Source organism: Eremococcus coleocola DSM 15696, from assembly GCF_000428865.1.
GTDB classification, from domain to species: domain Bacteria; phylum Bacillota; class Bacilli; order Lactobacillales; family Aerococcaceae; genus Eremococcus; species Eremococcus coleocola.
On record NZ_AUAT01000024.1, the window covers coordinates 1 to 24,875 of the forward strand.

Sequence of the window (24,875 nt, forward strand, 5' to 3'; positions counted from 1 at the left end):
AAGTATAAACTTTACCCCCTTGTTTTTGACGACGGATTTGACGAATTGTCCCACGTTTTATTTCATTGTTGATGGGTTGTGGGGCACAGTCAATGGATTTAGCAATGTGACGATTTGAATAGTTTTCATGTACCAAAATTGAAATTTGACACCGTTCTTCATAGGTGAGATGTTTGCCTTTATGTGATGATGTGCTAGAATTAGTATGCGTCATGTGATTTCATCCTTATCTATTGAGAGTGTGGTAACTTCAATAATAACATGAAATTCACATGGCATTTTTTAATTAAATAGAATTTTTTGAAGTGGCTAACTTCATTATAAAATCCGCCAATTTGTCTTACATATTTAAGTTATATTATATTAACCATTCAGTAAAGCTGATTATTGTACATACTGACTTTGAATTATTTATTAAAATGTAACTACACTTTCAGTTTAATTATAAGTCTGTTGTTAATTTTCTTTTTGCAAGCCAAAAGTTTCCCACTGTAGCAGATCCATTATTATCAACAGCAGGTAAAACAATATAATCATCGATTGGCGGTATGGATACATAGCCATTCAATAATTTAATAAACTCACTTTTCACTCGTTTCAGCATGTGACTTTGTTTCATGACACCACCCCCCAGGACAATAATCTGAGGTCTAAAAGATAAAGTTGCTTGCATAACTGCTTGTGCTATATAAAATGCTTGAATATCCCAAACAGGATGATTTTCTGGAATTAACTCTCCTTTTATTCCAGTTCTTGCTTCTAAACTTGGTCCTGCAGCCAGACCCTCTAAACACGCACCATGAAATGGACAAACCCCGTCAAAATCATAATCAGCTGGATGCTTTGCTACATAAATATGTCCAAGCTCTCCATGACCTACTCCACCAATTTCGTGCCCGCTTTGAATAACTCCGCCCCCTATACCAGTTCCGATAGTATAGTAAACTAATGAATCAACATCTTTTCTCACAACCATCTCACCAAAAGCAGAAGCATTTACGTCGGTTGTAAAATAATATTTTACCGGTATTCTATCTTTGAGAAAACCAATAATATTAGTATTATCCCAAAATAATTTAGGGATCGACGTAATATAACCATATGTTTTTGACTCCCTCACCATATCAATAGGCCCAAAAGAAGCTACAGAAATACTTTGAAGATTATCTTTAAATCGTTCAAAATAGTTTACTGTCATTTCTAACGTTTCTTTTGGCTTTGTTGTGGGAAATTGAATAATATCAATAATTTCTAACTTATCATTACCCACAGCGCATACAAACTTAGTTCCTCCGGCCTCAATACTTCCGTAAAGTTCCAAATCATTCATCCTTTTACTCCACAATATAATTGGTCATACTAAAATATCTATCTTCTAAATAAACCTTACTATTATTTATATAATTTGGTAATTTTTGCATTTCAAATGTTATCCCACTATTTTTTTTTATGGCTTCCTTATTATTTTCATTATATACATTATTAATCTTATTTAATGTATATACTACGACAGATTCTTGATTAGAATAAATCGTTAATTTATTCTCTCCTAAATTATCTGTGATTATTACAGACGGTAAATTGCTTATATGTTTAATTTTATAAGCTAAATCTATCCCTCCCAAACATAATTTAGATAATCTATCAGACTGATTCAAAGATTCAGAAATTTTCTTACCTCTTGAAAAATCCAAATATTTATAAGTTTCTGAATTTAAATTAACAAAATTTGAAGAAGGTATAAAATCATTATTAATATCTTGAAGTTTATTACTATTAATATAAAGTATGTGATCTTTAATTGTACTTTCATTAGATAAATTAAAATACATGTGACTTGTTAAATTCATTATTGTCGGTACTTCTGATACCCCTAAAATTTTTATTGAGAAGATATTTTTATTAAGACTGTATTCTATACAAAATGTTGCTTTATCATATTCTATATTCTCATCTGTAAGATACAAATGTGCTTTTTCATGATTCTTTTGGTCTACTATCCAAGTCTTTTTATGGAGTCCATCTTTACCTCCATGTAAATGATTTATTTTTTTTTCATTAATGCTTAAATTAACGTGTTCATCTTTAAAATTTTGATATTGAGGAGGAGATGTTCTTCCAGCGTTTCTTCCAATCATAGCACCCAAGAAATATTCATTTTGTAAATAGTTATCTAAAGAATTATAAGATAACAAAATATTTTTATTATTACTTTTTTTTATGATCTCACAAATTGTTGCTCCAATATCTAAAAATGTAACTCTTAAATAATTATTCTCTAGTATATATATATTCATTTATTTTATCTCCAAAATTTTTTTAGATAGATAACTAGTGTTCTCATATATTTCTGAATAAATTTTATAAATTTTCTCATATTTACTGTGTAAAATCATATTTGGTTTAATTATTTTTTCTGTTTTAATTCCTACTGTAAGAGCTTCTGAAAAATCCTTAAATTTATGTAAACCGACACTAGCTATTATTGCAGCTCCAAATGCAGGCCCTTCTTCAATAGAAATCTTGTGTATATCTTTACCAAATATATCAGCTTGGATTTGTAACCAAACCTCATTTTTGGCTCCACCTCCGATAGAAACAATAGATTTATAATCAGCCCCAATAGATTTATAACAGCTATATAAAGAAAAAGTTATGCCTTCTACAACCGCCCTTAACATATCGCTTTTATTATGTGAAATATCTAACCCTATAAATGCCCCTCTTATACTTGAGTCATTGTAAGGAGTTCGCTCACCTATTAGAAACGGTGTAAATATTAAACCATTCGAGCCAATATCTGATTCCTTTACTAAATTGAATAATTCTTCATATGAAATATCCTCACATAATTTTTCTTTAATCCAATCTAAACTTGAACCAGCAGATAATGTAACTCCCATACTATATTTAGTATCTCTTAAAATATGATAAAAATTATGAGACTTTTTATCTAATAGACTATCATCAGACAACCCAAGAATGACACCAGAGGTTCCAATACTAAGCATTCCTATATTCTTATCAATAATACCAACACCTAATGAAGAGCACGCATTATCTGCACCACCTGCAAAGATTTTTACATTTTTATTTATGTTTAATCTATCAGCTATTGTTTTACTGATGTTACCTATATATTGTGTTGACTCTACTAAATGAGGCATCTTATTTTTCTTCAACTCTAAAATATCTAATATTTGCTCAGACCAATCTTTATCATTTAAATTTAATAGAAGTGTCCCTGAAGCATCCGAATAATCCATAGAATAGTCATTTGTTAAATATAATCGCAAATAATCTTTAGGTAATAAAATATATTCGATTTTCTTCCAAATATCTGGTTCATTATTTTTTACCCACAATAATTTTGGGAGTGTAAATCCCTCTAACGGAATATTCTTGGTTTCACTAATAATTAATTCCCCATATTTATTCTTTAGATAATCTACCTCTTTACTAGTTCTGACATCATTCCATAAAATTGAATTTCTCAAAATTTTCTGATTTTCATCTAAAAGAACTAGGCTATGCATCTGACCACTAAACGATATTCCCTCAAGGTTTTCTTTAAAATTAAGAATATTTTTATTAAAATAGTTTATAATTTTATCAAATGCGCCTAACCAATCAAGAGGTCTTTGCTCACTATACCCTTTTTGTGAATGAAAAGTAGGATACTTTATCGAATATGAATCGACAATATTAGCCATCTCATCGATAATCAACCCTTTCATTGATCCTGTCCCTAAATCAATCCCTAATATGTATCTCATAAAGCCCTCCTAAACAAAATTGAAGGTGTCGATAAATTATCAACACCTTCGTACAATATCTTTAATTTATCCTGTTAACATTTGGATTTGTGAATATATCTGTCGCATCATCACTTGTTGACGAAAATTCTGATATAATAGCTCCTGAAGGACCAGCTACAAACCAATGTCTTTTATTTGGCATTATTGTATATTGTTCTCCTGCTATAAGTTTTATTCCTGAGTCAATAGTATAATATTCATTATCAAATTTTGGAAAAACATCAAACTCACGACCATTTGTCATATCTTCAACAAAAAGGAATACTTCACCTTTTCTACATCTAAATGTCTCTTGTTTTCCTAGTTTTTCTTTAAAATTTGGATGCTTATGTTCAGGACAATACTGATTTGGTAGAAGCACCATTTCTTTAGCACAATATCTGTCATTATTCTCATAAACAATCAAGTTTAACCCTTGATTATCTATATCATCTAGTCCAAAATCTGCAAATTCAATAGAATCAATTTCTTCTTTGGTAAACGACATTCCTGAATTATTAAATAATTCAATAACTTTTTTTTTATATTCTTCTTTTATCATTTATTTTTCACCTACTAGCTAATTTTTACGCTATCCCAATCAATGTCTTCTTCTGGACCTTCTTCAAAAATCTCAACTGTTGATGCATCTTTTCTTGGCAAAATAGCTAAAACGACTATTGCATGAATTACTGATCCTACAACTGTTGCAATTAAAAATGCAAACGGTTTTGTTGCAGTGAACATTGCAATCATACCTGAAGCAGGAATATGACTATCTGCACCAAGTATCATACTGATTCCACCAGCAATAGCACCACCTATACCAGTTGCTAACATGTGTTTTGGTAAACTCTTTAATACAATAGGAAATACACCTTCAGTAATTTGAACGATTCCCATTGGAAATGCCGTTTTTAATGTTTCAATATCTTGTGCATCAAAAATATTTTTCTTAACCAATTTACCTAAGAAATATGCAATTGTTAGTCCAAAAGGTGTAATCATGGATACAATAATTAGTACTGTAATAGGTTCATAAATGCCTTCGGAAAATAACGCAAATACAAATGCAAATACCGTTTTATTCAATGCACTACCATAATCAATTGACGCAAGAATTCCAATAATTGCTCCATACATAAATTTTTGAGAACTATCTAAACCAGTCAGATAATTCAATACCAAATTGGTTAACCAGTTAATAGGGCCTCCAACAATATAATACATAACTAGACCCGCACCTAAAGCAGCAAAAGTTGGAATTACTAAAGTAGGCATTAAACCAGCCATCCATTGAGGGACTTTTATATAAGCAACTATCGCTGCCGTTAAATAACCTGCTATAAAACCTGCTATAATACCTCCTAAGAATCCTGTTTGAATTCCTTGTGCTACAAATCCTACAATTAACCCAGGAGCTATACCTGGCTTATCTGCTATAGAATATGATATTGCAGTAGCAACAATCATTGGAAGTGCTCCTAATCCATATCCTCCCATTGTGGACATTGTATCAGCAAAGCTAAATCCATCTGTAAATGATTCAATTGTAGAACCACCTAAAATATTCCCAAAGGCTAATAACATCCCTGACCCTACAACTATTGGTAGGAAATAAGCAATTGCTGTCATGATATGTTGTCTAATTTCAAATTTTGGCATACTGCTTTTCATTACATTCACCTCATTCACTATTTTGATAATTCTTCTAATTTTTCGATTATTTTATTTGGAGATTTTACCGCTATATTTGTAGGGACTTCAACTATTTTCTTTCCTTCAAATCGATCTCTACCATTCACCTTGATATCAGCAGCTATAATTACTATATCCGCATTATTTATTTCTTCGGCAGTTAATTGATCTTGTGTACCTGCCAATCCTTGCGTTTCAATAGAAACATTGTGTCCTCTATTAGAAGCACTTGTCATGATTTTTTCTCTAGCAATATATGTATGCGCAATACCAGCTGTACAGGCTGCAATTCCTACGATATTCATCTTCCTCACCTCTTTTACTTGTAATATAATGCAACTTTATTGTCTGATTTAAATAGCTTAATTTTATCCATTGCTACTTGTTTAGTCGCTTCGATACATTCTGGGAATAAAGTGTTTGGTTCTCTCAATTCCTTACCACCGTTTTTTAGAACTTCTTTCATAGCATCTAAAAATGCAATTTTAATGTCACTAGAGATATTAATTTTATTAATCCCCTTTTCTACGGCACTAGCAATTTCTTTATCAGGATTACTTGAACCACCATGTAAAACTAATGGGATTTCTACTTTTTCAGCAATTTCATCCAAAATATCTAATCTTAATTTAGGATCTAAATAATCAGGATATAAACCATGAGCTGTACCAATCGCTATTGCTAAACTATCTACACCTGTTTCTTTAACAAAACCTTCAGCCACATTAGGGTCCGTATAGATAACTTCAGTTACTCCACCTTCAATTGAATCACCAGTATCTCCAATAGTACCTAACTCTGCTTCTACTGAAACACCGGTTGCATGAGCAGCTTCAACTACTTTCTTAGAAATTGCTATGTTATCTTCATAATCTAAATGAGAGGCATCAATCATTACAGAGGTAAACCCTAAATGAATCGCATGAATTACTTGTTCAAAAGAAGCCCCATGATCTAAATGTATACATACTGGCACTTTAGTATGATTAGCATAATATTTCACTTGATCAACGAAACTATCCGTCAAAAATGATAATTCATCTGGATGAATAGCAATTATTACTGGAGATTGTAATTCCTCACAAGCACGCATTACACCTTCTAATAATTGACCTGACCCTGCATTGAATGCCGGTACAGCAAACCCAATTTTATTGGCTACTTCTAAAATTTCTTTTCCTGATACTAACATTATTTTCATCCTTCTTTCCTAGAATTATTCGTAATTAAATCGTAAAGGGCATCTATAGAGGTTACATTTTTAATTGAATTTATCACTTCATCATCAGCTAACAAAATAGCTATCTGTTGAAGTAACATTATATGTTTTGTATTTGCCTCAGTATTTTTTACTGCAAACAAAAATATTGTATTCACTTTTTCATTGTCCAAAGACTCCCAGTCAATAGAATTTTCTAAAGTGGCCACTGCAATTCTAGTGTTAATTACCGCACTAGACTTACCATGTGGAATTGCAACGCCTTGTCCAATTCCTGTTTCACCTTCCTCCTCTCTCAAATATACATCTTTTAAAAACTGAGCTTTATCACTAATAACTCCTTTCTCCAAACATAAATCAGCTAATTTATTCAAAATATCTGATTTATTTTTTTCATCACAATTTATTAACATTAAATCTTTACTAACTACTTCCGAAACATAAATCTCTTCCAATTTCGATTTCCTCCATTAATTTTTCAATTTTTTCCACATCCCGATCAGTTAATAAAGGGGATATTTTAATAAATCTTATATCTTTATCCAATATATCTTTTCTAATCTCTATAGTAGAAAAAATTACATCAATTTTTAGTCTTATTTTTTTTAATGCATTTTCAATATTTCTTTCACTCGCAGTACTAATTACTTTTATTTCATCGAATCTTTTTTCCAATTTAACTTTTATAAGTTCAGACGTACCTACACCTGTTGAGCAAACAACTATAGAATTTATTCTTCTCTTTTTCAATAAATTAAACTTTTCAAAATATAAAACAATATATGCAATATCATTATCTCCGATATCTTTTATAAAACTATTAGGAATCAAATTTTCATTAATAAAGAATGTAATTTCATGAATCTTGTGAAATGTATTTGGATATTCTTCTTTTATTTCTTTAAGCATTATATTTCCAACATCCAATCCTACCCTAATTCTATATAACATTGGAAGTATATGATTATATAAACTATCAAAGAATCCTTTTTCTTCTTCATCAATAATCCCATAGTACTTATTTAGGTATTCACGAGTAATTTCTGTAGCCAATCTTTTAAAGCTCTCATTAAATTTCGCATTGTCATTATTAAACGAGCATAGATATTGAAATAAAAAATATGTTTCAATATCATGAATATCAAAATTAACAAATGACTTAATATTTTTCATTACATCATGAGCTATCTGATATAATTTTGGATTATCTCTTATTAGTCTTTGCTCATCAATATCCAATGGTTCTTGGTTATCTATTAACAATACAACCCCCCTTCTATAACGATAAATTAGCATATAAATATGTATAAAAATATTTACTGAATATGGATAAGTGATATCTGTTTCAATTTTATTTTCAATATACTTTAATTGCTTATCTATAAAATATTTATCATTAGCTGAGACGTTCAAATGTAATTTTTCTAAAGATTCATTCATGCTAATATCAGATAAAACTGATTTTATTGCATTTCTGATTTGACTTTCTTTAGTCTTTAAATGAAACCATTCATCTTTTTCTACTAGTTCAATTCCATTATTTAATAAAATTTTTTTTACTTCATTTATCCTAAATTCTGCATCGTTTTTACTCATCTGATTGATATCATATTTCGAATATAATTTAGGGAATTCAAACAATATTTTTAATACAATATTATAAATTTCATCTGAAATCTTGGTACTATCACTTTCTTTAAAATTCTTATAATATTTATTTAATAATAATCCTTTTCCAGTTTCAGAAAAGATAAATGGTTGATCATATTTATTAGTATAATAGTTATTAATTTTTTTAACTAATCTGTATATCGTCTTAGTCGATACAAAAACTTTGCTAGCAATTTCACTGGCTGTAATGTACTTGTCATATTCTAAATTATCTATTATGTTATTTTCATTTAAACTTAATACCATTTATCCTCCTCCTTACTTAAATCTAAAGCACATTTATATTGTATCAAAGAATGAAAGCGTCGTCATTATATTAATGTCCACTGATATGGACATTAATATAATGACGACGCTTCCTCAACTTTATTTGGGTACTTAGTCATTGTCTTCGAGTTCCTCGCTGTTATCTAGTTCATCCGCATCCATTGCTAACTTTACTTTTTGTTTAATAGTTCACCATAAAGTAGCTTAATTTTTTATCGAAAACCGCTTCATAACGTTCTACTGATTTCCTCAAAATAACGGAGTATTTATTAGCATTCGAATTGACTTCAGGTTAATCAATCAAGAACTCCTGGTCTTTATTGAACCCATATTTTTTCAGTAAGAAATTAAATAAAAAGAAACATTTATGAATTAAGAGTACCATCTTAAGTTTAACGAAAAAATAATCAATGCACCGATAACAAATTTACGTCTGTTGAGTTCCAGTCATAATAAGTATGTTTTCATCATACAATTGAATAACCTTTCGTCCACTAACAAAACTACAATATTAGACATAGTTGATTAATTTAAATATTAAGCTTGATTAATGACCAGGACTGTATATAAATCAAGGATTGAATCGACAAAGTTAGTAATCAATCGTTCTGGACGAAGCAGAGGTACGTCAACTATATAATTTAATACAGAGGTGGTATAAATTCTGTCTAAGAAGCCCTGCCTAATATTTTTTTGTCAACTATATAGTATCATAGTGTCATTTTTGTTATTACTTATATAATGCTTAAAACCGCAATTATTACAGAAAAAAGCCTGAAATATTCGCGGTTTTGAATATCTATTTAAGGTACTTTTTTATTCGATTTCCAAATTGATGATTTTTTAGTATTTAATATAATCTTTCATAATCCATAATTGCAGCTCGTGAATTTTTAATTAAGTAACTATTAGATTTCATCAACTTAAGCAATTGCTCATTAATTAATCCTCTAGTTTCATTAGTAATAGGTAGATGTAAAGTGATAAAATCTGCTTCTACCATTATTTTTTCGATAGGTAAACATTAAATTTTTTTTATAGAATTTATTGATTATTGCTAATATAACTATTGCTATAAAAATAAAGCACCAAGCACATTTTAGTGTGTATAGTGACCCCAAAAAGTTGGACCAGAGAGATGAGTACATGTTATATGTGCTTGTCTCTCTTATTTTTTTGTTTTCTAAGCAGCTTGAAGTGAATGGCGATAAGCAATTGAGCTCATCCAGTTTAATTTTTATTTGATTCGTTCTGCATGATAGTATTGGATATATTCAATAATCGCAGTTTCTAATTCTCTGTAACTATGATAAATCTTATCGTAATACATTTCTTGCTTCATCACACTGAAGAAGTTTTCCATCGGTGTATTATCGTGACAGTTTCCTTTCCGCGACATACTTTGGAATAATTGATTTTCTTTAAGTAAAGCTTGGTAGGCAGGTATTTAATAAGCCCAGCCTTGGTCAGAGTGGAAGGTTTGACGGTATGGACAGTCTGCAGTGACTTCAATGGCTTCTCTGAGCGCTTCAAGCATAGAAATGCCATTGGGTTGTGATGTGATCTTGTAAGAAATGATTTCTAGATTACACATATCTATGAAAGGATCCAGATAAAGTTTCTTAATTTGAGCACTTCCTTGGGAATTAAGGTCGTAGTATTTAAATTCACTGGTATCTGTTGTGATTTTTTGATAAACAATGGAAGTGTTAAAGCTACGGTTAATTCGATTGGGTTTAATACGCCCAACAACGCCTTTATAGCTGTTGTATTTCCGATATTTACGGCTGAAGTGCTTGATTTGCAGACCTAGTTCCTGGTAAATTCGTTGAACTTTCTTACAATTTACCTTCCAGTTCCGATTGATTAATTCAGCGTGCATTCGCCGGTAGCCGTAACAAGGATGTTGTTGACGAATCGCAAGCATTTCTTCTTTAAGTTCTGCATCAGGATCCGCTTGTTTCCATTTAGCTTGCCAGTACATATAGATCGATTTGGGGAACGATACGGCCGCACGAATCTTGGTTAAGGGATATCCTTTGTCACGGAGTTTGTGGATGATTCTTGCTTTGTCTTCATTGCTTTCTGACGCCTCAAACTCCTTTGCTGTTCCAAGTATTCATTCTTAATTTTCTGTAACTCAAGTTCGTATTCAAGTTCTTTAATCCGTTGGTTCGCTTGTTCTAAGTCGGTTAATTCAGGGGGTTCCTGTTTAGTTCGACGCTTGTTCGGTTTAGATAATGACATGATGGGTGGTCTTCCTTTCGGACGAGACAATCCTTTAATCCCTTGCGAAAGATATATACTGCGCCAAGTCGCAATCAGAGAGGGATTATTTATCCCAAGTTCATTGGCCATGGTTTGATAGGCATTGATCCACCGCCTTATCTGTTAAGTATCCTTCATGTTGTATTTTTTAGCTAACGGTTTGTATCCAATCGTATCCGAAAGATATTCTACGACGACTTTCATTTTGAAATCTAAGCTATATTTAGCCATACAAAGACCCCCTAAAGTTGGATTTTTTGGTCCAACTTTAGGGGGGCAGTACAATGCTTGGTGCTTTATTTTGTATCTTCACTTATATCCTATGTTCCTAAAAGCCCATTCACCCTCGCCTGCACCTTTCTCGCATCAAAACCTGCCTGGGTCAGACGGTCGACTCTTTCCTGCCCGTTCCCCCACTTACCTTGGATAACCTCTTTTGCTAGGCTATCCAAGTTTTTTATTGTGTCCTCAGCTTTAGCTGACTGATTTAATCCTGGCTTAATAGTCACTGGCTTGTCATACCTAGGCCTTACATAGCCTGCTATCCGCCAATCATTCAAAGCAAACCGGTTCCGGGCCACCCGGCCATTGGAATTGCCTTCAATGGTATGGATCCACTTGCCATCAAACCGTTCCACATAACTAATTTGGATTTACTCGCTTAAGCTTATCTGAATGAAATTCCAAAAAATTCTTTACTAAATCTATTGTTTTAAAATTGAAAAGGGGATCGAGTACAAGTACAGGCCATTCAAGATTATTTAAATAAATAGTCGAAAAAATTAAATCAAAATCTAATTTTTCAATTAAAGATATTTCCCTAACACTTAGTACCCCAATCATCTCAATATTAAAATAATTTTTTTAAATTCTCAGCAAGAATTCGACCTGTAACTTTTCCATGGTGACAGATTACAATTGCTCTGTAATAACCACGTTGATTATTGCGGATATCATTATAAAAAGTTAGAAAATGAATGGCTAAAAAAGTAATTTCATCATTATTAAGCTCCTTGCCAATATTTTCTTTAAAGTAATAATTTATCTTTTTAACAGCTTTATACAACTCTCCATATTCCTTAATAATTGTATCTTTCAATGGATTGTAAAATTGTATATCCAGCCTTAATCTGACGAGCAATGCAATTACATGATTTATTAGAGCCTCTTGTAACTCAAAATTTTCAGATAAATTTGAGGCATCAAATTCATTTTTTACAATTTCTACTAGTTTTAAAGATAGAATTTGTCCTTGAACCCAATCGGCTGTATTACTCACATTATGTGGATTTAATGTAGACAGCATAAATTGTAGCTCTTCAATTTCATTATTAGGAATTGATAAATTTATAGTTTTTTCTACTTCTGAAACAAAATCAACGATTGGTTGGGAAACTAAACCTTTACTATTCGCATGAGAATCTTTAATATAATTTGCTTTAGCAATCCTACAAAACCAAACTGAAGTATATAAGATCATATTTCTTCGGTACATATTATCCTCAAGAGCCGAAATTTTCGAATTATAGATAGAATCAAGTTCACCAAACATGTACTTAGGAATATATTTATAAATTGTTTTTAGAAATATTGTATCTTCTGAATCTGTACTTGTCCAATCGGTGTTACTAAACCATTTACTTAACTCAGTAAAAATAGCAATTCGAATATTTTTTCCAACCCTTTAAATTGCAAACCCATTTTAGGAACACTTATTATTGAGACATCATACGCTTCTAGAATTTCACGTAGTCTTCTAATATCATCATCAATCGAGCTCTTTGATACTTTATATTCATCTTCTTTTCTCACTAGAAAAGTGCTTTTTGATTTAAATGCGATAGACAATAATAGATCAAGTGCTCTTTCCTGATTGTTAAAATATGAATCGTCAATACTTTCAAGTAAATTCTTGATAATTCTTTCATTTTGATGAGTAATGGATAAAAGATAACCCTGTTTTCTTATATTTTGAATTTTAGGCAATTTGTTTTTTCTAAAAACTCATTTATTTCCTTTATTTCATACTGTATGCTCCGTTTACTAATTCCAAAAAAAAACGTAAGATTCTCAAGTGAAACTGGAAAACTATTAGACATAAGATATTTTAAAATTTGAATTCCTCTTTCTTTCATATACTCTCCTTTCAAAATCTCCTCTGCTAACAATTAAAATTATACAGCGTTTTCAATTATATGGTAGTAGAGGTTTTTGCACAATTTCTAATGCAAAAATTGGTTTTCTAGGGATAATTTCAAATTATATATGTTTAAATATAATAACTGACGCTTTTATCAAAACCCAGAAAATTTTAAAATAAAAAATTATCTCGTTATTTTACTTTATTAAGCATACCTCTTCTATTTATCTATTTTCCTGAAGAATAGTGACAACTCGACTAGTATTTTTAAATATACAAATGTCATTAAAGTCAATAGATTCTAGGAAATTTATACTATGATGAGCATTTGATAACATACCATTCTTTACTGAAAATATTAAAAAATATCTGAGATATATTTTTTTAATACATAATATCATTTATAAAAATATTTTATATAATTTAAATACTCTATTCGATTTATCTTTAATATAAATAAAATAGGTATCCTCTTGAGCGTGACCAAACGTGCAATAGGATACCCACATTAATGATACTAAAATAACCAAAAACATCAATAGTATCCAAAATAATTGTTTAATTCGTAACTATTTTATTTTTCATATATAAAACAATCAAAAAGATGAATGCATACAATTTGCATTCACCTCTTTATTAAAATCTTCTATAATATTTAACTAAGAAATTTATTAATTTATTCATAATCTGAATATGTTTTCAATTATATAGAGCATCTAATCTTTGATATCACTAATTGTTTCACGGATATTTTCTAGCGTTCTTTTATTCTTATGTTCATCTTCAAACATAATTTTTGTATAAAGAATATCCATCACTGTTAGATATAATATTCTAGCAGTTAAGCTCTCTGTTCGAAACTGAGATTCTTCTGAGTAAATTACAATTGATTGGGTTGATAAAGCAACTAACGGACTGTTAGCATTTCCCGTCAGAGTTATGATTGATATTCCATTTGCATTTAACATTTGGGCTATTTGAATCGTCTCTTTAGTCTCACCTGAATGAGAATATAGAAAGCAAACATCACCTTTTTGTATTTTTAATGCGTGGATTACCTGCATATGATAGTCGGAGACAAAGCTACAGTGAAATTTACTACGCATAAACTTTTGGTATGCGTCTAGAGCAACAACTGATGAGCCTCCTTGCCCTATAAAATGTAAATTATTCGCATTTTTAATCAGTCTAATACATTGATTTAGTGTATTCTTATCTAAAGATTCATTCAACGTCTCTAATGAATTTTGATTAAAACTTATAATTTTTTTAGCGATTGTCATTGCATTATCTTTATTTGTTATATCAGAAAATGCAGTCATTTTCTTGTTGCTATTAGAGCCAGTATTTAAAGCCAATTGTATTTTAAAATCTCTAAAACCATGGAATCCTAATTTTTTTACAAAATTATAAATTGTGGTTTGTGATACTCCAGATTCAAAAGCCATTTCAGATATTGATTTTCCGGTAAGCTGACCTTCATTAAGTACTAGAAGATATTCCACAAATTGATCTTCAGAGTGACTAAATTTAAATTTATTATCTTTTATTATTTTTTTTAAATAGACACTCTTCATTTTGCCACCTCTATATTTAAATCAAGTCTTCAAAACTAGAAACTATCATGTTGGGATTCGTTTCTTTTTTAATTTTATTTCTAAAATACTCTTCACTATTAACCGCCACAACAAAAACGCCAGCTGATTCAGCTGCATTAATTCCTGGAACTGAGTCCTCAAAAATTATAGCTTCTGTTGGAGCAAGATTTTCTTCTAACAGAGTTTTCTTATAAATGTCTGGAAAAGGCTTTACGTTTTCGACATCTTCATATCCTAATACAGCCTTGATATATTTTTCAATTTTTAGCTGCTTGATTAGCCTTAACGGCCACTGACGACTTGAAGAAGTACATATTCTCATTAGAATACCCAAATTAAATATATATTCCATCATTTGTCTTACCCCAGGGAGTAAATGGATTTCTTTGTTTTCCACTGATTCATCAATAAATATACTTCTTTGGTGAAAGAATTCTTCTTGATTAATTTGTTTTCCAGCAATTTTCTCAAGTTTAAGAATAGTTACATCTTTAGAAATTCCATTTATATGGTCAAAAAAATCTGTTGGAGTTTCAATTCCAAAGTATTTACAAGTTTTTTTCCAAGCTTCTTTTATTACGTCTTCAGAATTCACCAATAATCCATCAAAATCAAATATAACTAACTTTTTATTTTTAAAATTAATCGTCGGCATATTTGCTCCTTATTTATTATTTATGACTCTTAAGAACAGCCTCTTCCAATCCTTGTAGATATGCCATTCCAATAGCTCGATCATATAAACCATAACCAGGACGGGCTTTTTCGCCCCAAATAGTACGTCCATGATCAGGTCTCGCTATTCCATCGAAGCCAGTTTCAATCAGTGCTTCTACAATTGCGTACATATCTAAGGAACCATATTCACTTAAGTGAGCAGATTCTAGAAAGTGTTTTTCTCCAAGTATCTTAACATTGCGAAGATGCGCAAAATTAATTTTTCCTTTCAATGCATGTATCATATCAACTAAATCATTTTCTGGATTTGCTCCATATGACCCTGTACAGAAAGTTACTCCATTATATGGAGAATCTACTGCATTAACGATCCGTAAGATATCTTTTTTATTTTTTGTAATTCTTGGATAATCGAACATATCAAATGGGGGATCATCAGGATGGATAGCCATTTTAACATCAGCTTCTTCGCAAACTGGGATGATATTTTCTAAAAAGTATACTAGGTTTTCAAAAAGTTTTTCCTCAGTGATACCTTCATACATTTTTTCTAAATCATGAAACTTTTGTAAACGTTCTGGTTCCCAACCTGACAAACGGAAGCCGGAAGTTTGACCAGAAATTAGATCTAACATTTGGATAGGCTCTATACTTTGTACTACTTCATCATCATATTCCAAAGTATATGAACCATCAGGCAATTCATAATTTAAGTTAGTTTTTGCCCATCCAAAAATCGGTTTGAAACTATAACATATCACCTTAACACCGCATGCTCCCAAATTCCGTATAGTTTCTTTATAATTTCCAATATATTTATCTCGGTCAGCTGTCCCAGCTTTAATTGAATCATGCACAGATACTGATTCAATCCCTGCTAATTTCAAGCCTTTAGCTTCCACTGATTTTTTTAATCCTTGAATTTCTTCAAGTGTCCATACATCACCTGGTAATTTACCAACTAATGTTCCGACAACACCATACATTTTTGGGATTTGACGAATGTGGTCTAATGTTATCGGATCTTCTTCTCCATACCACCTAAATGTCCACTGCATTTGTAAATCCTCCTAGTTAATTTTATCTTTTAAGTAATCTTCTAGTTCTACATAAGTCTTTTCTAAAATTTCTTCATTAATTTCAAGAGGAAGTAAATGTATTTTTTCCTTGGAATTCATGAGTTCTACAATTCTTTTCATATCTGACTCAGAAAATGGATATACTCCCATTTCAGTTAGAGATTTTGGCAATCCTAATTTTTTGTAGAATGGTAATAAACGATCTATTTCATCATATTTATTTTCAAGAGCAAGTTGATAAAATGTACCATAACCAACTTTCTCACCGTGTAGGTAAGAATGGAGACCAGGTAACACTGCTGAGAGCGCATCATGAACAGTATGAGCTGCCGTATTACGGGCATATTTTCCCGCTAACCCCCCTACGAGACCTGAAATAACAATCACAATTTCAGAGACAGTATAAAAGGCTTCAGTAACTTCCCTATTTCGCATATCTTCAATAGCTTGTTCAGCATTCTTTAAAATTGTTTCTTTACATATATGTGCTGCATAGCGTCCCATTTGAATTAATGGATAATTCTTAATTTCATTTTGAGAAGTTACTAAATCAGATTCGTACCATTTTACAATAGTATCTGCAATGCCAGCTACAAAGTAACGTTCTGGCGAATCAATTACTAATTTTGGATCAGTTATTAGAAAGGCAGCATTGTGTTTTTGGTGAGCAGATTGTCCTTCTGCCATTCCATTATCCTTATACATTACTGATAATGCAGCCCAAGGGGCACAATTAGATGATAATGTTGGTGTTACACCATAAGGGGTCGAAGTATATGAGGTTGATAAGAGTGTTAAATCACACATTTTCCCCCCACCCACACCAATCACAAAATCAATATTCTTTTCTTTAATAATACTTGAAATTCTCTTAGCCTCATTATATGAACATTCGCCATGATATTGTTCAAATTCAAACTCAAACTCTGGGTTGCTAATAGTTTTTTCATAAAACTTTTTGGCTTTTTCCCATGATATCGTTCCATGGAGAATAAGTACTCTTTTTGCATGGTATTCCTTTAATAAATCTGGAACAGTATCAATTGCACCAATGCTATAATCATAATATTGTGGGCCAGGTTTTATTTGTAAAGTATAAGACATAATAAGACTCCTTTCTTAGAAATCGTCATCTTCACTTTCATCTTCTAATTGAGAAATATGCCATTGATTAATTCCATTTTTTCCTTGAAGGATTATATCTTCTACAGCATCTTGTATATTATTATTTAATAACTGATGATTTATAGCTTCTAAAAGCATCGGTAGGTTTACACCACCAATAATATATATATTATTTTGTAAACCTTCTTCTGAATTTCCAACTGCTAAGACAGACTGATTGTATGGACTAGCAGAAACTATATCTGTAAGAATTAGCAAGCCTTCCTTTGAATTATCATTATTAATTACTTGTGTGACTTCTTGCCCAATTTCTTCAATTACTTTTCCAGAAATTAAATTTATTGTATCAATTTGAACTTCCATCCCAGTAATAGTTTCTGCTGCATCTTTCAGACCATTACTCATTTTTCCATGAGTCGCTATTAAAATATTAAACACCATCTCACCCCTCTATATTTACCTTATCTAAAATTTCTTGAACTACTACAAAATTCTTACTATAAATCTCTTTACTATGTAGATCTTTAATCGATAATTTTCCATATTGTCCAGGATAAATTTTATTAATTCCCGCACTAAAAACTGTTGACTTTTTCAGTGGACTAATATTATTGTCCTTACTAACAGTCAGATTAGCTTTTGCGCCAATACTATCTAAGTAAAGAATTTTCGAATTCTTATTTACGGAATTTAATAAACTCTCTAGTCCTTGTTCATTGGTTGTTCCATTATCTACATAAGCATAAGCAATCCTTTTATTTTCTGATTGATTTAAAATTTCATTAATTAAAAAAACTACTGTTGCAGAATTTCTAATCCATGTGTGTCTACTTGCAATTCCTTTTGCTACTTCTCCAATCGCCCAAGAAATAATAATATAAAACACAACAATAAAACCTATTAGTAACCAATTACTATTTTCAATTGCTTTATCAATAAACGGAACCGTAATATACATCGTAAAAATTATTCCAATAACCATCAATAAGAGAGAGCTTATTAAATTAAATAACAAAGTATTCTTTTTTTGTTGAGAGATATTATTAAACGTAAATGAACCTAAATGAGCTGCATACGTATCGTAATAAGTTGCAATAATCCATTCTGCTGATTCAACATCACCCACATATATGTTTCTCGAAAAAGCATTTTTAGAGTTATGGTATGTTGTCTCAATAACATGAATATCATCTCGCTTAATCGACAAATCCTTGATTAGAGAAACAATAAATTTTTTCTTTTGTCTATCACTCATACGTTTTTTTAAAATATATTTATACCTTGCAATTAGGTCAGGGTTAATTTCATTTAGGTCCATTTACATCTCCCTTCAATCATAATTATTATATATTAAACATTGAAAGCACTGAGGACAGACTCTTCTTTTCCGCAGAAGGAGTTGCTTGGAAATAAATATTATCAACTCCATATTTTTCTTTCATTTCTTTTAACATTTTTGCATCTGCTTCTGTTAAATACACTGTTTTTGAAACCATGGTGTCAGAAGGATTTTTTTGAGCAATTCCTCCTAGATTTAATTCCTTAATTGGAATGCCATGTTTAACTAATTCATAAATAACACCAACCGTCTTACAAATTAAGATAGGAGAATAATCTTTAAACTTAAAATCATCCCAATATTCTTTTGCTTTATTGGTTGAAATAACTATTGTTTTTTGTCCTGTTCGGCTTCCTGCTGACTTATATAGATCTTTCATAAATTTATCTCGCGCTACCACATCATCTACAACAAAAATAGAATTTACTCCTGCTCTTTGAGATAAGGTTAACATAACTTGCCCATGAATTAATCTTTCATCTACACGTGCTAAATTTACTTCACTCATTCTTTTCCTCCTATAAAATTCCTGTTGCTGCAAGAATCACTAATACTGCTGTTAACCATAACATAGCTTTCATCACATCCAAGCCATATTTTCTAAAGTACCAATATACTCCCATAACTGCAGCAAGTGGTAACACTCCTGGAATAATTTTATCTAATAAATCTTGAATTACGAATTCCTTACCAGATAGGGTAAAGACTAAACTAGATGTTAACTTGATATAGTTACCTGCTAATACACCCATCATATATAAACCTAGTACTGACAAGAACTCAATAACTTTCTTAATACTAGAATCTGCCATTAAACTTGTTGCATCACGCCCCATTTTAAAGGATTGACGTGCAAAGAATAGACCAATTAATAATTGATATAAGGCAAATCCAATGAATGGAAATAGAGCACCCATTGCAGAACCATTTTGTGCCCATGGTACTGCAATCGCAATAAAAATATATTGAACTGTACCAGAATCAATAGCATCACCGATACCAGCTAAGGCTCCCATTAAACCTGCCTTTGTATTATACATAAGGTCATCTGTCATTGTAATTTCTTCATGTTCAGCTTCTTGTTGTGCACGCACTTGTTCCATTGAGGACATTAATCCAGTAATGACCCCCCCACCCCAAGTTAATTGAGTATTAAAAAATAATAATTGACGTTGGTATGCAGCTTTTAATGCTGCTTCATCTTTATATAGTTTTTTCAAGACTGGCATCATTGCATATAATAATGATGCTGCTATATATCGATCAAATGAGTGAGGAATTTCGTTTGCAAAATGCCAGCGTAGATACGCTTTGGTGACATCTTTTTGAGTAATTTCTTCCACCTTGTGGTTCTTATTAACTAATTCTGTCATTTTCATTCTCCTTATCTATTAGAAGTCTTCATCGCCGTCTTCGTCATAATCTACATAATCATTGTCAGACATATTAGTTGTTCCTGCAGAACTTGTCACTACTTTTTCACCATCTTGTTTCAATAATACATAAATACCTGCAAAGATAGCGCCCAATACTGCATAAGTTACCATAGTCACTTCTAATGGTTTAAAGATAACAGATAAAAAGTAAGCTAAGAAGAAGAATACTAATAAATCACGGCGACCAATAACATAGATTGTTGTTGCGATACCAATAGCAGCTAATCCACCACCAAGAACTTCAAGGACATGGATAACTGGAGTTCCTTCAAGCCCAGAAATTACATCTGCAATAACTGGAGCTCCCCAATATAAAGCTACAAAAATTAATGGAACAAATAATAAAAATGAAATAATTGTAGGATACCAAATAATTGCACGAGCTATTCCGCGGTCATTCATTTTTTCAACTTCCCTATCAATAAAACGACCTGCAAATGTATTTAAGAAGAAGCGGAATTGATATAAATATGACCCCATTAATCCAACTGGAACAGCAACGGCAATAGCTGCTTCTGGTGTCATACCTCCAAGAAGTGCAACTGGAACAGCAATCGCTGCCGCAACGGCTGGTTCAGATGGCATAGATCCACCTGGAGAGAACACTCCCATATAAATTAATTGGAGCGCAGCGGTGATTTTCATCGCACCTGCAATATCACCCATTACAACCCCAACGAAAAAACCTGTCATCAAAGGTGAGAAACGAAGTGTTAATGTAGCCCCACCACCTAACCAACGTGACATAACAGCTGCTGTCCATAAAGCAATCAGCAGACTTTCCCACATAGATAGAGTTTGCATAAATTTTCCTCCTTATTAATTTTATTCTTTAATATAAATACTTTGATTTTGAATGGATCTAACAGGTAATTTCCCGTCTGCCATCAATTCTATATCTTGAACACATTTATCACCCATAGCTTCTAAACATTCCATGGTATATGCACCCGTATGCGGCGTCATAATAACATTTTCAAATTGAAGATATTGGTGGTCTTTACGACCTGGTTCAACTTCGAGTACATCTGTTGCAAAACCGGCAATCTTTCCATTTATTAACCCTGCTACGATTGCATCTTCGTCAACCAAAGCACCTCTAGCTGAATTTGAAATATATACATGGTCTTTCATTCTATCTACAGCATCTTGATTAATCATATGATAAGATTCATCGGTAAGATTAGCAGCTAAACAGATAGCGTCTGATCGTTTCAAAAGTTCCTCAAAGGATACTTTTTCTACACCAAACTGATCCATATACATTTTAGACTTATTAGGATCATAACTAATTACATTACATCTAAACCCATTTCGTAAGATTTGTGCCATACCTGATCCTGTATTACCTATACCTATCAAGCCTACTGTTTTATTAAATAAAGTATTCCCTACAAAACTGGCTCTATTTTCCCATTTATCAGCTAAAACATTTCGACTGGATTCTCCAATTCTTCTCATGATTGCTAATAAATTGGTAATATTTTGTTCAGATACAGCATCTCTTTCAACTAAAGCCGGTATTATAGAAACAATTGTGTCATGTTTTCTTGCAGCATCTAAATCAATATTATTATACCCAATCCCATGTCTAGAAATTATTTTCAGTTCATCTTTGTGTTCAAAAAACTCTTTAGTAAAAAATGGTGTTACACTTGAAATAATCATATTATATCCGTGTAATTCATCAGCCAATTTTTTTCCTGGTATTTTTTGATCAAAGTTAAAAAATTTCACTGATCCAACTTTCTCTAATGATTCAATATGTTTTTTAAATATTTTGCCAAAACTACTTGAATTAACAATTGCAATTTTATTTTCTGACATTATTACACCTCTTAAACTTGTCCTATGCTTCTAGAGATTGAAACATGAATAAAAGTTACCTCCTTCATTTTCATGAGCCCATTATACCATTTAAATTTTTTCATGTAAACGCTTATTTTAAAAAACTTTTTTTATGTTTCAGATTGTATTATACGCACTTGAATGCTATACTTCATTTAGTTAGATTCAAATAAATATTCGGAGGTATGAAAATGTCAAATATGGTTAGTCAGCTGCAAAACGAAAAACTTTTACCCCTATATACTGTTCACAATATGGATTTGTTAGACACAGTCGAATCCATTTTGTTAGAAAATAATCTTCACTTTATTGAAGTAACTTATAGAAGTGATAAAGCTTCAGCAGCTATAAAATATTTATCAGAATCAGGAAAACTTATTGTCGGTGCAGGAACTGTCTGTGATCTTGAAACAGCTAAAAATGCAATTGCAAATGGAGCTCAATTTATTGTTCAACCAGGTATTGATGCTGACGTCTTAAGATACTGTAAAGAAAAAAATATCCCTATTTTTCCAGGAGCTGTGACTCCAACAGAAATTATACAAGCTATGAATCTTGGACTTACTGCTGTTAAATTCTTTCCTGCTAATGTATATGGTGGTTTAAAAGCAATAAAATCACTAGGTGGACCCTTCCCGTCATTGAAGTTTATTCCAACCGGAGGAATTAATAAAGAAAACTATCAAGAATTTATTGAAAATGATTCAATTTTAGCTGTAGGTGGATCATTCATTATTAGCGAGAAAACAGTCGCAATAGACAATGGCGTCACTGCTTCAAAGAATTTAAAAGAATTAGTAAGTAAAATTAATAAATAATAAGAGAAATACATAATCAGTACCGCCCGTCTAACGGGCGGTTTGCTCTGAGCCTTTAAGGTTTAAAAAACTGCCCACGCCTCAAGACGCGGGCTTGCACTTTGTTCAAGCCTCATTGCACTTGACCCGTCACTTACTTATAAAGAGGCATTATTATCACTCCAAACATTTAACCCATAAAGGGGGCTTCAAATTCTTTAACACTTAATTTATCCCATGCAATATCTCGTTTTTCTTGTTCTTGAATATACTTTCGGACGGTTTGTTCATTGAGACCTACTGTACTTACATAATATCCCTCTGCCCAAAAATGTCTGTTTCCAAATTTATATTTCAAATTGGCGTGCTTATCAAACATAATTAAGGCACTCTTTCCTTTTAGATACCCCATAAATGATGAGACACTCATTCTTGGGGGAATGCTAACCAACAGGTGAACATGATTAGGCATTAAATGACCTTCCAGTATTTCTACTCCTTTGTAGTGACACAACCGCTTCAATATTTCTTGTAAACTTTCTCGATATTGATTGCATATGATTTTTCTTCTATACTTTGGTATGAACACAATATGGTATTTACACTTCCATTTTGTGTGGGCTAAACTATACGCTTTATTAGCCCATTTGATATCTTCCTTCCTAGTAGAATGAGGCTTGAACACCCATATTCTACTAGGAAGGAAGATATTTTTTATAACTTTCATTGCCCACCCGCATAGCGGGTAATTTTTTGTTTCGCACGCTTTGCGTGCTCAACGCACTAAAGTCAAAAAATAAATAAATGCCACTTCTAAAAAGCTTTTCTTAGAGGTGGCACTTATTTTATCCAATAAAAAACAGCCAAAAAGGCTGTTTGGACATTCTTATTCACTTTTTAGGCTATTTATGAACAAATATCCTAAATAATTCTATCTAACTAATTATAATTTGTCAATTCTACTATATTGCCTTGATTCACTATTTATTTTGCTCCCCACCATCCCATTCACCCTCGCCTGCACCGCCTTCGCATCAAAACCTGCCCGGGTCAGACGGTCGACTCTTTCCTGCCCGTTCCCCCACTTACCTTGGATAACCTCTTTCGCTAGCCTATCCAAATTTTTTATTGTGTCCTCAGGTTTAGATGACTGATTTAATCCTGGCTTAATAGACCCTGGCTTGTCATACTTAGGCCTTGCATAGCCCGCTATCCGCCAATCATTCCAAGCAAACCGATTCCGGGCCACTCGGCCATTGGAATTGCCTTCAATGGTATAAATCCACTTACCATCAAACCGTTCCACATAACCAATATGGTCAGCCCATCCAGCATTCGACCCGGCCCAATCGAAGATTACAATGTCCCCAGGGCGTGGATGGACCCGGCCCAGCCATATGCCCTTTTGTTTAAAAATTTGTAGATGACGTTGGACTCCGCATTCCCGGCCAATCAAACCGGCAGCGCCCACCCTATCCGCGACTACGGTAACAAACATATCACACCAATCATCACTGTAGGCTAGCCGGTACCCGACCGGTAAGGGTCGGACCCGGTTATAGGCATCGACCAGCGACCGGTGGCCGGCTGTCCCCATGGCTACCCCTACCCAAGAGCCTGCTTCCTTTAATACAGCTTGCGCACTAACCATAGCTAACCCCTTCTCTAGTCTTTAATCCCTTACCTGAGCCACCATGATAATTCATCGAAGATATTTGTAGAATCGAACCTAAGAAGACTGTCATGAGATTTATCACCTTGATCCAGTCTTCAACCAAGGGCCAAGCCCAAACCTGGCCCAACTCACCCACTAAAACGGCTAAAGCCGGCATAAAAATTAAGACAAACCATTTCAAGCCATCATATACTTTATTTGATAATTCCATTTTTTATTCCTCCTTTAGTTACTTTTAAT

The 24,875-nt window shown here is 32.2% G+C and carries 31 protein-coding genes; 1 reads left to right on the forward strand and 30 read right to left on the reverse strand.

Going from position 1 to position 24,875, the window contains the following annotated elements:
* The 27 genes from G396_RS10360 to G396_RS0106570 form a co-directional block, all read right to left on the reverse strand.
* Nucleotides 1–214 (reverse strand): helix-turn-helix domain-containing protein (locus tag G396_RS10360; RefSeq protein ID WP_034907739.1); only part of this gene is annotated, 214 nt, incomplete at its 3' end.
* A 228-nt stretch (nt 215–442) separates the two neighbouring features.
* Nucleotides 443–1,330, reverse strand: a complete 888-nt coding sequence (gene scrK / locus G396_RS0106450) for a fructokinase ScrK (protein ID WP_034907741.1) — start codon at nt 1,328–1,330, stop codon at nt 443–445.
* 4 nt (nt 1,331–1,334) lie between these two features.
* On the reverse strand, nt 1,335–2,297 hold the full coding sequence (locus G396_RS0106455) for an aldose epimerase family protein (RefSeq protein ID WP_028125450.1): 963 nt from the start codon (nt 2,295–2,297) through the stop codon (nt 1,335–1,337).
* Nucleotides 2,298–3,776: a xylulokinase gene (gene xylB, locus G396_RS0106460; protein WP_028125451.1), complete on the reverse strand. Its 1,479-nt coding sequence runs from the start codon at nt 3,774–3,776 to the stop codon at nt 2,298–2,300. It abuts the gene before it with no gap.
* Between the two features lie 61 nt (nt 3,777–3,837).
* On the reverse strand, nt 3,838–4,359 hold the full coding sequence (locus G396_RS0106465) for a D-lyxose/D-mannose family sugar isomerase (protein ID WP_028125452.1): 522 nt from the start codon (nt 4,357–4,359) through the stop codon (nt 3,838–3,840).
* 14 nt (nt 4,360–4,373) lie between these two features.
* Nucleotides 4,374–5,462, reverse strand: coding sequence for a PTS fructose transporter subunit IIC (locus G396_RS0106470; protein ID WP_034907759.1), 1,089 nt, complete (start codon nt 5,460–5,462; stop codon nt 4,374–4,376).
* 29 nt (nt 5,463–5,491) lie between these two features.
* Nucleotides 5,492–5,800 (reverse strand): PTS fructose transporter subunit IIB, encoded by a 309-nt coding sequence (locus G396_RS0106475; protein WP_028125454.1) that lies wholly within the window; start codon nt 5,798–5,800, stop codon nt 5,492–5,494.
* 14 nt (nt 5,801–5,814) lie between these two features.
* Complete coding sequence (locus G396_RS0106480; protein ID WP_028125455.1) at nt 5,815–6,687, reverse strand: ketose-bisphosphate aldolase; 873 nt, start codon at nt 6,685–6,687, stop codon at nt 5,815–5,817.
* Between the two features lie 5 nt (nt 6,688–6,692).
* A complete protein-coding gene (locus tag G396_RS0106485; protein WP_028125456.1) occupies nt 6,693–7,169 on the reverse strand; it encodes a PTS sugar transporter subunit IIA in 477 nt (158 codons plus the stop codon).
* On the reverse strand, nt 7,138–8,631 hold the full coding sequence (locus tag G396_RS0106490; protein ID WP_028125457.1) for a BglG family transcription antiterminator: 1,494 nt from the start codon (nt 8,629–8,631) through the stop codon (nt 7,138–7,140). The genes G396_RS0106485 and G396_RS0106490 overlap by 32 nt, the downstream gene beginning before the upstream one ends.
* 871 nt (nt 8,632–9,502) lie before the next feature.
* Nucleotides 9,503–9,655, reverse strand: coding sequence for an NAD(P)-dependent oxidoreductase (locus tag G396_RS11220; RefSeq protein ID WP_081683559.1), 153 nt, complete (start codon nt 9,653–9,655; stop codon nt 9,503–9,505).
* Between the two features lie 234 nt (nt 9,656–9,889).
* Nucleotides 9,890–10,051 (reverse strand): IS3 family transposase, encoded by a 162-nt coding sequence (locus G396_RS11225; protein ID WP_081683560.1) that lies wholly within the window; start codon nt 10,049–10,051, stop codon nt 9,890–9,892.
* A gap of 48 nt (nt 10,052–10,099) precedes the next feature.
* Nucleotides 10,100–10,636: an IS3 family transposase gene (locus G396_RS10365; protein WP_081683561.1), complete on the reverse strand. Its 537-nt coding sequence runs from the start codon at nt 10,634–10,636 to the stop codon at nt 10,100–10,102.
* Nucleotides 10,637–10,677: 41 nt separating this feature from the next.
* Nucleotides 10,678–10,899 (reverse strand): hypothetical protein, encoded by a 222-nt coding sequence (locus G396_RS11445; protein ID WP_155857422.1) that lies wholly within the window; start codon nt 10,897–10,899, stop codon nt 10,678–10,680.
* A gap of 341 nt (nt 10,900–11,240) precedes the next feature.
* Entirely contained in the window at nt 11,241–11,558 is a 318-nt protein-coding gene (locus G396_RS0106505) for a hypothetical protein (protein WP_248623913.1), read from the reverse strand.
* 212 nt (nt 11,559–11,770) lie between these two features.
* Nucleotides 11,771–12,472 (reverse strand): PRD domain-containing protein, encoded by a 702-nt coding sequence (locus tag G396_RS0106510; RefSeq protein WP_081683563.1) that lies wholly within the window; start codon nt 12,470–12,472, stop codon nt 11,771–11,773.
* A gap of 89 nt (nt 12,473–12,561) precedes the next feature.
* Nucleotides 12,562–12,906 (reverse strand): helix-turn-helix domain-containing protein, encoded by a 345-nt coding sequence (locus G396_RS0106515; protein ID WP_028125460.1) that lies wholly within the window; start codon nt 12,904–12,906, stop codon nt 12,562–12,564.
* An 870-nt stretch (nt 12,907–13,776) separates the two neighbouring features.
* Entirely contained in the window at nt 13,777–14,637 is an 861-nt protein-coding gene (locus G396_RS0106525) for a MurR/RpiR family transcriptional regulator (protein ID WP_028125461.1), read from the reverse strand.
* 16 nt (nt 14,638–14,653) lie between these two features.
* Nucleotides 14,654–15,313 (reverse strand): HAD family hydrolase, encoded by a 660-nt coding sequence (locus G396_RS0106530; protein ID WP_028125462.1) that lies wholly within the window; start codon nt 15,311–15,313, stop codon nt 14,654–14,656.
* 16 nt (nt 15,314–15,329) lie between these two features.
* On the reverse strand, nt 15,330–16,394 hold the full coding sequence (gene uxuA, locus G396_RS0106535; RefSeq protein WP_028125463.1) for a mannonate dehydratase: 1,065 nt from the start codon (nt 16,392–16,394) through the stop codon (nt 15,330–15,332).
* A 12-nt stretch (nt 16,395–16,406) separates the two neighbouring features.
* Nucleotides 16,407–17,519 carry an iron-containing alcohol dehydrogenase family protein gene (locus G396_RS0106540; RefSeq protein WP_028125464.1) on the reverse strand — a complete coding sequence of 371 codons (1,113 nt, stop codon included), beginning with the start codon at nt 17,517–17,519 and terminating at the stop codon, nt 16,407–16,409.
* 15 nt (nt 17,520–17,534) lie between these two features.
* Nucleotides 17,535–17,981 carry a PTS sugar transporter subunit IIA gene (locus tag G396_RS0106545; RefSeq protein WP_028125465.1) on the reverse strand — a complete coding sequence of 149 codons (447 nt, stop codon included), beginning with the start codon at nt 17,979–17,981 and terminating at the stop codon, nt 17,535–17,537.
* Between the two features lies 1 nt (nt 17,982).
* Complete coding sequence (locus G396_RS0106550; RefSeq protein WP_028125466.1) at nt 17,983–18,858, reverse strand: hypothetical protein; 876 nt, start codon at nt 18,856–18,858, stop codon at nt 17,983–17,985.
* 25 nt (nt 18,859–18,883) lie between these two features.
* Nucleotides 18,884–19,387, reverse strand: coding sequence for a PTS sugar transporter subunit IIB (locus G396_RS0106555; RefSeq protein WP_028125467.1), 504 nt, complete (start codon nt 19,385–19,387; stop codon nt 18,884–18,886).
* Nucleotides 19,388–19,397: 10 nt separating this feature from the next.
* Entirely contained in the window at nt 19,398–20,252 is an 855-nt protein-coding gene (locus G396_RS0106560) for a PTS system mannose/fructose/sorbose family transporter subunit IID (RefSeq protein WP_028125468.1), read from the reverse strand.
* 18 nt (nt 20,253–20,270) lie between these two features.
* Nucleotides 20,271–21,119, reverse strand: coding sequence for a PTS mannose/fructose/sorbose/N-acetylgalactosamine transporter subunit IIC (locus G396_RS0106565; RefSeq protein WP_028125469.1), 849 nt, complete (start codon nt 21,117–21,119; stop codon nt 20,271–20,273).
* 21 nt (nt 21,120–21,140) lie between these two features.
* Nucleotides 21,141–22,142 carry a D-isomer specific 2-hydroxyacid dehydrogenase family protein gene (locus G396_RS0106570; RefSeq protein ID WP_034907747.1) on the reverse strand — a complete coding sequence of 334 codons (1,002 nt, stop codon included), beginning with the start codon at nt 22,140–22,142 and terminating at the stop codon, nt 21,141–21,143.
* A gap of 206 nt (nt 22,143–22,348) precedes the next feature.
* Between G396_RS0106570 and G396_RS0106575 the strand changes: the two genes are divergently transcribed.
* Nucleotides 22,349–22,981 carry a bifunctional 4-hydroxy-2-oxoglutarate aldolase/2-dehydro-3-deoxy-phosphogluconate aldolase gene (locus tag G396_RS0106575; RefSeq protein ID WP_028125471.1) on the forward strand — a complete coding sequence of 211 codons (633 nt, stop codon included), beginning with the start codon at nt 22,349–22,351 and terminating at the stop codon, nt 22,979–22,981.
* 169 nt (nt 22,982–23,150) lie between these two features.
* Here the strand turns inward: G396_RS0106575 and tnpA are convergent, their stop codons facing one another.
* The 3 genes from tnpA to G396_RS0106590 form a co-directional block, all read right to left on the reverse strand.
* Nucleotides 23,151–23,612 carry an IS200/IS605 family transposase gene (gene tnpA, locus G396_RS0106580; RefSeq protein ID WP_028125472.1) on the reverse strand — a complete coding sequence of 154 codons (462 nt, stop codon included), beginning with the start codon at nt 23,610–23,612 and terminating at the stop codon, nt 23,151–23,153.
* Nucleotides 23,613–23,903: 291 nt separating this feature from the next.
* Entirely contained in the window at nt 23,904–24,611 is a 708-nt protein-coding gene (locus G396_RS11810) for a CHAP domain-containing protein (protein WP_051221178.1), read from the reverse strand.
* Nucleotides 24,604–24,846: a phage holin gene (locus tag G396_RS0106590; RefSeq protein WP_028125473.1), complete on the reverse strand. Its 243-nt coding sequence runs from the start codon at nt 24,844–24,846 to the stop codon at nt 24,604–24,606. The genes G396_RS11810 and G396_RS0106590 overlap by 8 nt, the downstream gene beginning before the upstream one ends.
* Nucleotides 24,847–24,875: the final 29 nt, after the last annotated feature.